Source organism: Micromonospora sp. MP36, from assembly GCF_008119785.1.
Taxonomy (GTDB): Bacteria; Actinomycetota; Actinomycetes; order Mycobacteriales; family Micromonosporaceae; genus Micromonospora.
This window is the reverse complement of the sequence record NZ_VSFA01000018.1, coordinates 46,112-58,767: the sequence shown is the minus strand read 5'-3', so window position 1 is coordinate 58,767 and position 12,656 is coordinate 46,112. Positions and strand designations below refer to the sequence as shown.

Below are 12,656 nucleotides of genomic sequence, written 5' to 3'. Positions count from 1 at the left end.
TCCGGGCGGCGGCATGACCGCGGACCTGGTGGTCGTCGGGGCCGGCGTCGTGGGCGCCGCGAGCGCATACTTCGCGTCGCTGGCGGGGGTCCGGGTGGTCGTCGTCGATCGCGGCGCGATCGCCGGGGGCACCTCCAGCGCCGGCGAAGGCAACCTGCTGGTGTCCGACAAGGAGGCCGGCCCCGAGCTCGACCTGGCGTTGTACTCGCAGCGGGTCTGGCGCGAGGAGCTCGCGGAACACGCCCACCTGTGGGAGTTCGAGGCCAAGGGGGGCCTGGTCGTCGCGGCGTCGGAGCAGAGTGTCGCATCGCTGCGCGCGCTCGCCGTCCAGCAGCGCCAGGGCGGTGTCGAGGTCCGTGACGTCACGCGGACCGAACTGCGCGACTACGAGCCGCATCTTTCCCCGGAACTCGTCGGGGGCGCCTTCTACCCGCAGGACGCCCAGGTTCAGCCGATGCTGGTCGCGGCGCACCTGCTGCGGCTGGCCCGCGAGCGCGGCGCGCAGGTGCGTACGCGCACCGAGGTGACGGGGTTCCTGCGCGACGGCACCCGGGTGACGGGCGTGCGAACCACCGACGGCGACATCCCCGCCGGGGCGGTGCTCAACGCCTCTGGCACGTGGGCCGGCGACCTCGCGGACCTCGCCGGGGTACGCGTCCCCGTGCTGCCCCGGCGCGGCTTCGTCCTGGTCACCCAGCCGATGCCGCCCCGGACGATCCGCCACAAGGTGTACGCCGCCGAGTACGTCGGCGACGTGGCCAGCTCCGACGCGGCCCTGCAAACCTCGCCCGTCGTCGAGGGGACCGCCGGCGGCACCATCCTCATCGGCGCGTCCCGGGAGCGGGTCGGTTTCGACCGGACCGTGTCCGGCACCGCGATCGGCACCCTCGCGGCCAAGGCCATCGCACTGTTTCCGATCCTTCGGGAGGTCCGCGCGATGCGCACGTACCTCGGCTTCCGCCCGTACTGTCCCGACCACCTGCCGGTCATCGGCCCCGACCCCCGCGCGCCCGACCTCTGGCATGCCTGCGGCCACGAGGGCGCCGGTGTCGGCCTGTCCGCCGGGACCGGCAGGCTGATCGCCCAGGCGTTCGTGGGGGAGCGGCCCGACCTGGACCTCACGCCGTTCGCCCCGGACCGATTCGGCGACGCCGAGGAGGTGCTCCGATGACCCACCAGATGACCTTCCGCGGCGGCACCGTGGCGGCCGAGCCCGGCCAGAGCGTCGCCGCCGCACTGGTCGCCGCCGGCATCCTCGACTGGCGCACCACTCGCAAGGGCGGCCGGCCACGGGGACTGTTCTGCGGCATCGGGGTCTGCTTCGACTGCCTGATCACCGTCGACGGCGTCCCCGACCAGCGCGCCTGCCTGGTCACCGCCGCCGACGGCATGCGCCTCGGCGACGACGCCGAGACGGGCGCGGCCCCCGAGGACCTCGGCGACGGGAGGAACGGCGGTGCCGCACGTGCCTGACGTCGCCGTGGTCGGCGCGGGCCCGGCCGGGCTCGCCGCCGCCGTCCAGGCCGCCGAGGCCGGGCTCGGCGTCGCCCTGATCGACACCGCCGGACAGCCCGGCGGGCAGTACTGGCGGCACTACGACGAGAACCACGCCCGCCCCAACGACCCCGCCGGTCATCATGGCTGGCCGGCCTTCACCCGGCTGCGGGACCGGATGTACGCCCTCCGCGCGGCCGGCCGGATCCGCTACCTCCCCGGCCACCAGGCCTGGCTCATCACCCGGGAGGAAAGCGGCGCGTTCACCCTCCAGATGACGGCCACCACGGCCGCGGCCGGCGGGACGGACCGTACGCTCAGCGCGCGGGCGCTGATCCTGTGTCCCGGGGGATACGACCGGCAGCTGCCCCTCCCCGGCTGGGACCTGCCCGGCGTGATGACCGCCGGGGGAGTGCAGGCCCTGCTCAAGGGGCACCGCACCCCGGCGGGACGGCGAGTGGTTGTCGCCGGCACCGGCCCGTTCCTGCTGCCCGTGGCCACCGGCCTCGCCCGGGCCGGGGTGACCGTCGCGGCCGTCGTCGAGGCCAACGGAACGCTCGGTTGGCTGCGCCACCCGGTCGGCGCGATCTCCGCGCCCGGCAAGGGCGTCGAGGCACTGCAGTACGCGGCGCTCATGGCCCGCCACCGCATCCCGTACCGGACGAGGACCGTGATCCGGGAGATCCTCGGTACGGACCGGGTCGAGGCGGTGCGGATCGCGCGGGTGGACCGCGACGGCCGCCCGGCCGGGCCGGACGAGGAGATGGCCGCCGACGTCGTGGCGCTCGGCTGGGGCTTCACCCCATCGCTCGAACTGCCGCTCATGCTCGGCGCGGAGACCGCGCAGGACGTCGACGGATCTCTCGTGGTGACCGTCGACGACCGCCAGCGCAGCAGCGTCGAGGGGCTGTACGTCGCCGGCGAGGCGACCGGCGTGGGCGGCGCGGCCCTGGCCGTCCACGAGGGACGACTGAGCGCGTTGGCCCTCGCCGCCGAACTCGGTCGTCCGGCCGATCCGGCCGCGATGAGGCGGCTGCGCCGCGCCGTCCGGCGGGGGCGGCGGTTCGCCGCCGCCATGCACCGGACCTATCCCGTGCCGCGCGCGTGGCCGCAGTGGCTGTCGGAGACGACGCCGGTCTGCCGCTGCGAGGAGGTCTCGTACGGTGACCTGCGCCGGGCGCACGACGACCTCGGTGCGGAGGACGCGCGCACGCTGAAGATGTTCGCCCGGCCGGGGATGGGCTGGTGTCAGGGCCGGGTGTGCGGCTTCGCCACCGCCGGGATCGCGGCCTGTCTGCACGGTCGCGAGACCACGCCGGAGGACCTGCGTAGCCTGGCCACCCGCAGCTTGGCCGTGCCGGTGCCCCTGGGGGAACTCGCCGCCCTGGCCGAAGGCACGACGCCCGCCGAGGCGACCGGGACGGAATGGAGAGGACGAGACGGTGACTGACGTGCTGAGCACCAACCCGCGTACCGGCCAGCCGCTGGGACGCGTCGCGACCGAGTCGACGGCGAGCGACGTGGACGAGGCGGTGCGGGCCGCCGCCGCAGCCGCCCCGGCACTGAGGGACCGCGCCGCGCGGGCCGACCTGCTCCGCACGGCCGCCGCGCTCCTGGAGAAGAACGGTGAGGAGATCGTCTCGGCCGCCGATGCGGAGTCGGCGCTCGGCCGGGTACGCCTCACCGGCGAGCTCGCCCGCACGTGCTACCAGCTTCGCGCCTTCGGGGACGTGGTCGAAGCCGGCGCCTACCTGGACGTGACCATCGACCATGCCGACCCGCAGGCGGAGCCCGCGCCCCGCCCGGACCTGCGGCGCTACCAGGTGCCGCTGGGCGTGGTCGCGGTCTTCGCCGCGAGCAACTTCCCGCTGGCCTTCAGCGTGCCGGGCGGCGACACCGCGAGCGCGCTGGCCGCGGGATGCCCGGTCGTGGTCAAGGCACACCCGGACCATCCGGCCACCTCGGTCCTGTGCGCCCGGATCCTCCGCTCGGCGGCGGCCGAGGTCGGGCTGCCCGAGGACGTCGTCCGCCTGGTCCACGGCTTCGACGCGGGGCCGGAACTCGTCCGCCACCCACTGACCGCGGCCGTCGGGTTCACCGGGTCGGTGCGCGGCGGCCGTGCGTTGTTCGACATCGCGTCCTCCCGGCCGCGGCCGATCCCGTTCCACGGCGAGCTGGGCAGCCTCAACCCGGTCGTGGTGACCGCGCGGGCCGCCGAGACCAGAGCGGACGAGATCGGGGCGGGGCTGGCCGCCTCATACACCCAGGGCCTCGGCCAGTTCTGCGTCAAGCCCGGTCTCGTCCTCCTCCCCGAGGGGCCGGCCGGTGACGCCGTCGTCCAGGCGGTCGCCGCGGCGGCCGTACCGTCCGGACCGCTGCTGGACCCGCGCATGCGCGCCGCGTTCCTCGCCGGCGTCCGCTCCCGTGCCGCGCTCCCCGCCGTGGCCGAACCGCTCCGGGCGGGGGAGGCCGGCGATGACGCCGCGCCGCTGGCCGTCCGGCCGGGCCTGCTGACCGTCGCCGCGTCGCGGCTGGTCGAGGGCGGGCCGTACCAGGAGTTGCTGGAGGAATGCTTCGGGCCGGTCACCGTGCTGGTCCGCTACGGCTCGGCGGCCGAGCGGGACGCGGTGCTCGGCGCCCTGCCGGGCAATCTCACCGCGACCGTGCACCTAGCCGCAGACGAGCGGGACGGCGCGGCGGCGGAACTGGTCGCCGGCCTGAGCGAGATCGCGGGGCGGGTCGTCGTGGACGGCTGGCCCACCGGGGTGACGGTCGCCCCGGCCATGCATCACGGCGGCCCCTACCCCGCCTCCACCAGCGGCTCGACCTCGGTGGGCAGCAGCGCGATCCAGCGGTGGCTGCGCCCGGTCTGCTACCAGAACACCCCCGAACCGTTGCTCCCACCGGAGCTGCGCGAGGCCAACCCGCTCGGCCTTCCCCGCACGGTCGACGGTGTCCGCATGACCGCATAGCGGCTCATCCGGGGATTCAGGCTGGCGGAGTCAGCCGACCGGCCGCCGCCAACCGCCGGACGACGGCATCGTGTGGCAGGGCGTGACTCGTGCGCCCTCCCACGCCGCTGGTGGTCGTGGCGGCGATGAGCGAGTTGAGCAGGGCTTCCTCGACCGAGTCCAGGACGGCCGCGAAGACCGGGTTGAGCTGCGAGTCGGGGACGGGTGGCCGGTCCGGTTGTGCGGTGCTGAACGCGATCGCGTAGTCGCCGCTGCCGTTGCTGTACGCCGCGCCGACCCGGCCCATGGCGAAGATGGCCCTGCGGGCGAGGCGGCCGAGCTGCCGGGCGTCCAGGGGCGCGTCGGTGGCCACCACGATCATGCAGGAGTTGCCGGGTGGTTCGGTTCGGTCGGCCGCCGGGATCAGCTCCTCGACCGGCAGTGGGACACCCAGCGCGGTCAGCACGCCGCCGAAGTTGGACTGGGTGAGGGCACCTACCGTCACCGAGCGGTCGCCTACCTGTACCGTCCGGGACGAGGTGCCGATTCCCGCCTTGTAGCCCAAGGCCGTGGTGCCGGTTCCCGCGCCGACGCAGCCTTCCGCCGGGGGTTCACCGGACGCGTGGGTGATGGCGTCGAGCACGTGTTCCTCGGTTATCGGGCGTCGGCGGATGTCCGAGAGGTGGCCGTCGTTCGTCTCGCCCACGAGTGGGTTGAACGACAGACCGTCCGGACGGCGGTGCATCAGGTAGGTGAGCAGCGCGTCCGCGGCCCGGAACACCGACAGCGTGGCGGTGAGGACGATCGGTGATTCCAGCACGCCGAGTTCGTCCACCTGGGTCGAGCCGACCAGCTTCCCGTAGCCGTTCCCCACGTACACGGCGGCGGGTAGGGACCACCGTCCCGGGCCGAGTTGACCCGGTACGACCGCCGTGACCCCGGTGTGCAGGTCGCGACCGTTGTCGATGGTGGTATGCCCCACCACCACCCCGGCGACGTCGGTGATTGCGTTGTGCCGTCCGGTGGGCAGTGGTCCCACGACGATGCCCAGATCGCGGGCGCGGTGGACTTGCTGCTGCACGATGCTCCTGTCGGTGTCACGTCCGGGCGATGGATCGATGTCGTCACCCCATCGCGGGCAGGATGACCCGCTCCAGCAGCGTCACCGGAGTCCGCCACTGGTCGGGGTCGTCATAGTTGCCAGCGGTGATCGCGACGGCGAGATCCAGGTCAGGCAGGACGATCAGGCGTTGGCCACCGTTGCCCATCGCAGCCACCAGGCGGTGGCCCGCGATGGTCTCGCGGTACCAGTGGTAGCCGTACTGGCTGCCCCACTCGGTCCGCAGGCGCGGCTGGAGCATCGCGTGGATCCAGCCGGCGGAGACGATCCGGCGGCCCTTCCACGCTCCGTCGGCGAGCACCAGTTCACCGATCCTGGCCAGGTCGCGCGGCGCGAGCCGCAGCCCGGACGCGGCGGAGGCCACCCCGTCCGTGCCGGTCATCCACTCGACGTTGTGGATGCCCAGCGGCGCGAGCAGCGCCGTTCGACCGTACTGTGGCAGCGGCTGTCCGGTGCCGTCGGCGATCAGCCGGCCGAGCAGCGCGGTGGCGCCACCGCAGTACGCCCACCGGGCGCCAGGTGGCTCCAGGATCGGTCGCTCCAGCACGTACCGGTACCGGTCCGGTGCCAGTTCCATCGCAATCTCGGCGTTCGTTGGGTTGTCGTACGGGATGTCTTCGCGCCACTCCAGGCCGAGGGACATGGTCAACGCGTGCTCGACGGTGAGCCGGGCCCGCTCAGGGTCGGCCGCCAGATCGGCGTACTCCGGGAACTGGCGCAGGAGCGGCTCTGCGGGGTGGGGGACCCTACCCTCGTCGAGCGCGATGCCGTACAGCAGCGCGGTCACGCTCTTGGTAACCGACCGGACGTCGTGCAGCGTCTCGGGCCGGAACTCGACGACACCCAGTGAGGTGCCCCAGGTGAAGTCCTCGCCTGCGCCGTAGTACTCCAGCAGGGCCCGGCCACCGTGGACCGCCACGACCGCGTGCAGGCCCTCGACCTGCCCGGCCTGGAGCGCGTCGTCCAGGCGCTTGCGCAACTCTGTCCTCATGGGCCACTCCGTCGGCGAGGCAGTACTGCCCTACGGGATAACACGCAGGGCGTGGATCGAGAAGCCCGGGCAGACCGGACTTGATCATCGCCTGCGTCAGCGAGGTGAGTCAATTCAGGCGAGCTCGCGGTCCAGCACGGTGGGGGAGAGGGTGTGCTGGACGACCATCGCCGCAGCGCCGACGACACCGGCGTTCGCGCCGGCCTGGGAGGTGACGATGCGCAGGCGTTCGGTGGCCAGCGGCAGGGAGCGCCGGTAGATCGACTCCCGCACGCCCGCCAGCAGCATCTCGCCGGCCTGCGCGAGCGCCCCGCCGATCACGATCAGCGACGGGTTGAACAGGCTGACGCCGGCGGCCAGCACCTCGCCGATGTCCCGGCCGGCCTGGCGGACGGCTTGCCCGGCGATCGGGCTGCCGGCCTGCACGAGGGCCACGACGTCGGCGTTGCTCGTCGCGTCGAGGCCGGCGGCGCGGAGTTTCGCGGCGATGGCGGGACCGCCGGCCACCGCCTCCAGGCAGCCGCTGTTGCCGCAGCGGCAGAGGACGTCATCCGCGTGCGGGGCCAGGATGTGCCCGAGGTCGCCGGCCGCGCCGACGTCGCCTCGGTGTAGTTGACCGTTGCTGATCAGGCCGGAGCCGATGCCGGTCGCGACCTTGACGAAGATCATGTGCGCCTCGTTCGGGAAGCAGCGGACGTGCTCCCCGAGGGACATCAGGTTGACCTCGTTGTCGACCAGGACGGGCACGGCGAAGTCGGCGGCGATCCGTGCGGGCACGTCGTATCCGTTCCAGCCGGGCATGATCGGCGGGTGGGTCGGCTTGCCGGTCGAGTGCTCGACCGGGCCGGGCAGTCCGATGCCGACGCCGGCGATGGGTGCGGCGGGGTCGTGGTTGGCCCGCATCCGTCGCCAGGTGTCGACGAGCAGGCTGAGCACCGCGTCGGGTCCGTCGGCGATGTCCAGGGTGAGCTCCTCGACGGCCAGCGGCTCACCGGTCAGGTCGGCGATGGCGACGGTGGCGTGGGTGGCTCCGACGTCGGCTGCCAGCACCGCGCGGGCGCGGGCGTTGAACACGAACCTGCTGGCGGGCCGTCCGCCGGTGGCGGCGTCGTCGCCCCCGTCGGTCACGAGCCCGGCGTCCATGAGCGCGTCGAGGCGCAGGCGCACGGTGGACCGGGCCAGTCCGGTTTCGGTCGCCAGCTCAGCACGGGTGCGTGCCTGCCCGTCGCGCAGCAGCCGGAGCAGCTCGCCGGGCGACGTCGGGGCGGCGCTGTGCCCATTGTTCATCCCTCAATTAAAGCGAAGCGGGACGGGTTACGGCGCGCGACAGGAAGCCTTGAGATGTTGATCATGCCACTATGGATGATTGAGGCGCATCTTTTGATTGACTATCGTCATAAGTGGACGCTACCGTCGTCACATGTCTGTGACCGATGTCATAAGGGCGTCTGGTGGCCTCGAATCCGAGCGCCAGGCGCCGCGCGTGGCGGTCGTCGGCGCGGGGTTCATGGGGCAGGTGCACGCGGAGGCCGCCCGGCGCGCGGGGGGCAGCGTCGTGGCCGCCGTGGCGTCGCGCCCCGAGCGCGCCGCCGCCGCGGCTCGCGCCGTCGGCGCGGACGAGGGCTACCCGGACCTGGCGGCCCTGCTCGACGCCGCCAATATCGACGTGCTTCACGTGTGCACACCTAACGCGTCGCACGCCGCCGTTGCCGCCGCCGCGCTCGCCGCCGGCGTGCACGTCATCTGCGAAAAGCCGCTCGCCACGGGCAGCGATGAGGCGGTGGCGCTGATGGCGGCGGCCGGCGATCGGGTGGCCACGGTGCCGTTCGTCTACCGCTTCCACCCCATGGTGCGCGAGATGCGGGCCCGGCTGGCCGCGGGCGAGGCGGGCGTCATCGGCAGCGTGACCGGCGGCTACCTCCAGGACTGGCTGTCCCGCCCGTCCGACGACGACTGGCGGGTCGACGCCGCGCTCGGCGGGCCGTCGCGAGCGTTCGCCGACATCGGCTCGCACTGGTGCGACCTTTTCGAGTTCGTCACCCGCGACCGGATCGCCCGGCTGTCCGCGCGCACCGCTGTGGTGCACGAGCGGGCCGGCAGGACCGGGCAGCCCACCGAGGACCTCGCCGCCGTGCACTTCACCACCGCCGCCGGCATGGTCGGCACGCTGGTGGTGTCGCAGGTCGCTGCCGGCCGTAAGAACCGGCTGCACCTGGAGCTTTCCGGCACCGAGGCGAGCTTCGGCTTCGACCAGGAGGACCCGGAGCGGCTGTGGGTCGGCCGGCGTGAGGGCGGCCAGACCCTGTTGCGTGACCCGGGCCGGCTGCACCCTTCCGCCGCGCGCTACGTACGGCTGCCCGCCGGGCACGCGCAGGGCTACCAGGACTGCTTCGATGCGTTCGTCGCCGACACCTACCGGGCGGTGCGCGGCGAGGGCATCCCGGACGGCCTGCCCACGTTCGCGGACGGCCTACGCGCCGTACGGATCACCGACGCGGTGCTGGCCTCCGCAGCCGCGGACGGCGCGTGGACCGAGGTGCCGGCATGACGCCTCGCACCACGACGAGCGTGCGGCTGACCGGGATCAGCAAATCGTTCCTCGGTGTGCCGGTGCTGCGCGGGGTGGACCTGGAACTGCGGGGCGGCGAGGTGCACGCCGTGATGGGCGAGAACGGCGCGGGCAAGTCCACGCTGCTCAAGGTGCTGGCCGGGGTGCACCGGCCAGACGGCGGAACCATCGAGGTCGACGGCGCCGAGATGTCCTTCGCCAGCCCCACCGACGCGCAGCGGGCCGGCATCGCGATCATCCACCAGGAGTTCACCCTGCTGCCGCATCGCACCGTCGCCGAGAACGTCTACCTCGGCCGGGAACCCGTGCGGCGGATGCAGGTCGACCGGCGGCGCATGGTGGCCGACACCCGCGAGCTGCTGGACTGGCTCGGCGAGGACGGGATCGATCCGACCGACACCGTGTCGTCCCTGTCGGTCGCGCAGCGGCAGGTCGTAGAGATCGTCAAGGCGCTGTCGACCGACGCTCGGGTGCTGGGCATGGACGAGCCGACCGCCGCGCTCGCCGATCACGAGGTCGAGCTGCTCTACGACCTGGTGCGCCGGCTGCGGGAACGAGGCATCGCGATCCTCTACGTCTCGCACCGGATGCGCGAGGTGTTCGACCTGTCCGACCGGATCACCGTGCTCAAGGACGGCCAGTTCGTCACCTGCGCCCCGACCGGCGAGCTGACCTCGGAGGACCTGGTCCGGCACATGGTGGGCCGCGACCTGGGCGAGTACTACCCGGACCGGGCCGCCCCCGACGACCTCGGGCCGGTCCGGCTCTCCTTGAGGGGCGCCGGCAACCAGCGCCTCCGCGAGCTGAACCTCGAGGTGCGCGCCGGGGAGATCGTCGGGCTGGCCGGGCTGCAAGGGTCCGGGCGCTCGGCCGTCGCGCGCGCGGTGTTCGGCGTCGAGCCGTTCACCCGCGGCGTGTTGGAGGTGGACGGCGTGGCGCGGCGGGTGACCCGGCCCCGCACCGCCGTGCGTCTCGGGATCGCGCTGGTCACCGAGGACCGCAAGGGGGACGGGTTGGCGCTCCGCCAGTCCGTGCGCGACAACACGTTGCTGGTGCGCCGCGCCGCGCTACGCGGCGGGCGTTCCCGCGCGCGGTCGGACGTGCCGGCGCTGCTCGACCTGGTCACCGTGGTGGCCCGCGGCGAGCACCAGGAGGTGCGCTTCCTGTCCGGCGGCAACCAGCAGAAGGTCGTGCTCGCCAAGTGGCTGGCGGTCGAGCCCAGGGTGCTGGTGGTCGACGAGCCGACGCGCGGCATCGACGTCGGCGCGAAGCGGGCCGTGCACGAGCTGCTGCGCGACCTCGCGAGGCGCGGTGTGGCGGTCCTGATGATCTCCTCGGAGCTCCCCGAGCTGATCGGGATGAGCGACCGGATCCTCGTCATGCACGACGGTGCGCTGGCCGGTGAGCTGCCCGCCAGCGCGAGTGAGGGGGCTGTGATGGCGCTGGCCACCGGGCACGGGATCGGTGAGGCGGCGTGAGCACTCTGCAGGAGAAAGCGATCCCGGTCGGGCAGAAGGCCACCCGGTTGGTCGTCCGCCGGCGGCTCACGCCCACCGTCATCGTCTACCTCGCGCTCGTCGCCCTGCTCGTCGTCGGCAGCGTGCTCGTCGGGCTGCGCGGCGAGGTCCTGCTCGACCAGGGCGGCATTCTCAACATTCTCACCCGGGCCACCGCGCTCGGCCTGGTAGCGATCGGACAGACGATGGTGATCCTCACCGGGTCCCTCGACCTGTCCGTCGCCTACCTGGTCGGCCTCACGTCGCTGATCGCGGCGGAGACGATGGCCGGGCGGGACGGCATGGTCGTGCCCGGCGTGCTGCTCGCGCTTGCCGTGGCCGCCGGGGTCGGCCTGGTCAACGGGCTGGTCATCACCGTCCTCAAGGCCAACGCGTTCATCGCGACGCTCGGCGTGGCGCTGATCCTGCGCGGCTACCTCGAGGACAACTACACCGGCCCGGCCGGCGACGTGCCGCGCGGCTTCCAGCACCTCGGCTACGACCGGATCGGGCCGGTGCCGGTCGCCGCGCTGCTCATGCTGGCCGCCGCCGCACTGGCCTGGTGGTACCTGTCGCGGACCCGCCCCGGCTACCACATGTACGCCGTCGGCGGTGACATCGAGGTGGCCCGGCTGTCCGGGGTGCCCACCCGCCGGGTCATCGTTACCGCGCACGTGCTGTGCTCGGTCGCCGCCGGCCTGACCGGGATCTACCTCGCCAGCCGGCTCGGGTCGGGCGCCCCGTACGTCGGCACCGACGCGGGGTACGACCTGGAATCGATCGCCGCCGTCGTGCTCGGCGGGACGCTGCTCGCCGGTGGCCGGGGCGGCGTCGTGGGCACCATCGGCGGCGTCCTCATCCTCGCCACGCTGGACACGATCTTCGATGACCTCGAGGTCGACCCGTTCTTCAAGGACGTGGTGCGCGGTGTCGTACTCGTGACCGCGGTCGCGCTCTATGCCCGGCGCATGATCGCGAACCGCGCCCCTGGGAGGTTGGCATGACCTGGCGTCCCCGCCTGGCCGAGGGCACCGCGCCGGTGCTCGTCGTCCTGCTCCTGCTGCTCATCGGCCTCGCGGTCGCCGGCCCGGCCTACGACGAGCCGTCCGGCTACCTGGCGCTGCTCAAGCGGGCCGCGCCGCTGATGATCCTCGCGATCGGGCAGTACTTCGTCATCGTCTCCGGCGGCTTCGACCTGTCGGTTGGCGCGCTGGTGACCGCCGGGGTGGTCATCGCGGCCCGGCTGATCAACGGCAGTGAGTCCGCGACGGCACGGGTGATCCTGCTCGTGCTCGCCTTCGGCCTGCTGGTCGGCCTGGTCAACGGGCTGATCACCACGAAGCTTCTGGTGCCGTCGTTCATCGTCACGCTCGGCATGCTGCTCGTGCTCGACGGCGCGATCTTCCTGTGGACCGGTGGCGCCCCACGCGGCGCGCTGTCCGCCGGGTTCCGGACGTTCGGGCGCGGGGCCGTGGATGTCCCGGCGCTCGGCGAGGTCCCGTGGTCGGTGCTCATCCTGCTGGGGATCCTGCTGGCCGCGGCGCTGTTCATGCGCGGCGGCACCGGCCGGGCGCTGGTCGCCGTCGGCGACAACGAGGCCGCCGTGCGGTTGTCCGGCGGCCAGGTCGACCGGCTCCGGTTGCTCGCGTTCGTCCTGTCCGGACTGCTCGCCGCGGTCGCCGCGATCCTGCTCGGCGGGTTCGCCGGCGTCTCCGCACAGGTCGGCGACGGCCTGGAGTTCCGGGCGATCACCGCCGTCGTGCTGGGCGGCGTGCTCCTCGGCGGTGGTCGCGGCTCGGTCGTCGCGGCCGCCGCCGGCGCGCTGTCGCTGGAGGCCCTGTTCACGCTGCTGAACCTGCTCGGCGTGAGCGGCGCCCTCGAATCGGCCGTGCAGGGCGTGATCATCATCGCCGCCGTCGCCTACGCCTCCCTCGGCAACGGCGTACGGCAGCGGTTGCGGTGGTGGCCGCAGCAGCGGGACAGCGCGCGACCTGCGCAACCCGCCGCCTCCTGAAGTCCCCAAGGTTAGTAAGGA

Annotated in this window: 11 protein-coding genes; 8 read left to right on the top strand and 3 right to left on the bottom strand. The window is 73.2% G+C overall.

Going from position 1 to position 12,656, the window contains the following annotated elements:
* Nucleotides 1-13: 13 nt before the first annotated feature.
* Genes FXF52_RS16080 through FXF52_RS16065 form a run of 4 tightly spaced genes read left to right on the top strand, consistent with a single transcriptional unit; the run spans nt 14 to nt 4,466 of the window.
* Nucleotides 14-1,171 (top strand): FAD-binding oxidoreductase, encoded by a 1,158-nt coding sequence (locus tag FXF52_RS16080; RefSeq protein ID WP_148797713.1) that lies wholly within the window; start codon nt 14-16, stop codon nt 1,169-1,171.
* The gene (locus FXF52_RS16075; RefSeq protein WP_148797712.1) at nt 1,168-1,473 is read left to right on the top strand and encodes a (2Fe-2S)-binding protein; all 306 of its coding nucleotides are present in this window, start codon (nt 1,168-1,170) and stop codon (nt 1,471-1,473) included. Before FXF52_RS16080 ends, FXF52_RS16075 begins: the two co-directional genes overlap by 4 nt.
* Nucleotides 1,457-2,944 (top strand): NAD(P)/FAD-dependent oxidoreductase, encoded by a 1,488-nt coding sequence (locus FXF52_RS16070; RefSeq protein ID WP_148797711.1) that lies wholly within the window; start codon nt 1,457-1,459, stop codon nt 2,942-2,944. Before FXF52_RS16075 ends, FXF52_RS16070 begins: the two co-directional genes overlap by 17 nt.
* Nucleotides 2,937-4,466, top strand: a complete 1,530-nt coding sequence (locus FXF52_RS16065) for an aldehyde dehydrogenase (NADP(+)) (protein ID WP_255472015.1) — start codon at nt 2,937-2,939, stop codon at nt 4,464-4,466. The genes FXF52_RS16070 and FXF52_RS16065 overlap by 8 nt, the downstream gene beginning before the upstream one ends.
* 16 nt (nt 4,467-4,482) lie before the next feature.
* Here the strand turns inward: FXF52_RS16065 and FXF52_RS16060 are convergent, their stop codons facing one another.
* The 3 genes from FXF52_RS16060 to FXF52_RS16050 all read right to left on the bottom strand — a co-directional run bounded on the left by FXF52_RS16060 (nt 4,483) and on the right by FXF52_RS16050 (nt 7,843).
* On the bottom strand, nt 4,483-5,526 hold the full coding sequence (locus tag FXF52_RS16060; protein WP_187413523.1) for a P1 family peptidase: 1,044 nt from the start codon (nt 5,524-5,526) through the stop codon (nt 4,483-4,485).
* A gap of 43 nt (nt 5,527-5,569) precedes the next feature.
* Entirely contained in the window at nt 5,570-6,556 is a 987-nt protein-coding gene (locus FXF52_RS16055; RefSeq protein WP_148797710.1) for a serine hydrolase, read from the bottom strand.
* Nucleotides 6,557-6,670: 114 nt separating this feature from the next.
* On the bottom strand, nt 6,671-7,843 hold the full coding sequence (locus FXF52_RS16050; RefSeq protein ID WP_148797709.1) for an ROK family transcriptional regulator: 1,173 nt from the start codon (nt 7,841-7,843) through the stop codon (nt 6,671-6,673).
* Nucleotides 7,844-7,976: 133 nt separating this feature from the next.
* On the opposite strand from FXF52_RS16050, the gene FXF52_RS16045 reads away from it, so the two are divergent.
* The 4 genes from FXF52_RS16045 to FXF52_RS16030 are packed head-to-tail and all read left to right on the top strand — an operon-like array spanning nt 7,977 to nt 12,635.
* Nucleotides 7,977-9,104 carry a Gfo/Idh/MocA family protein gene (locus FXF52_RS16045; protein WP_148797708.1) on the top strand — a complete coding sequence of 376 codons (1,128 nt, stop codon included), beginning with the start codon at nt 7,977-7,979 and terminating at the stop codon, nt 9,102-9,104.
* The gene (locus FXF52_RS16040; protein ID WP_148797707.1) at nt 9,101-10,603 is read left to right on the top strand and encodes a sugar ABC transporter ATP-binding protein; all 1,503 of its coding nucleotides are present in this window, start codon (nt 9,101-9,103) and stop codon (nt 10,601-10,603) included. The genes FXF52_RS16045 and FXF52_RS16040 overlap by 4 nt, the downstream gene beginning before the upstream one ends.
* Complete coding sequence (locus tag FXF52_RS16035; protein ID WP_148797706.1) at nt 10,600-11,625, top strand: ABC transporter permease; 1,026 nt, start codon at nt 10,600-10,602, stop codon at nt 11,623-11,625. Before FXF52_RS16040 ends, FXF52_RS16035 begins: the two co-directional genes overlap by 4 nt.
* A complete protein-coding gene (locus FXF52_RS16030) occupies nt 11,622-12,635 on the top strand; it encodes an ABC transporter permease (RefSeq protein WP_148797705.1) in 1,014 nt (337 codons plus the stop codon). Before FXF52_RS16035 ends, FXF52_RS16030 begins: the two co-directional genes overlap by 4 nt.
* Nucleotides 12,636-12,656 lie beyond the last annotated feature (21 nt).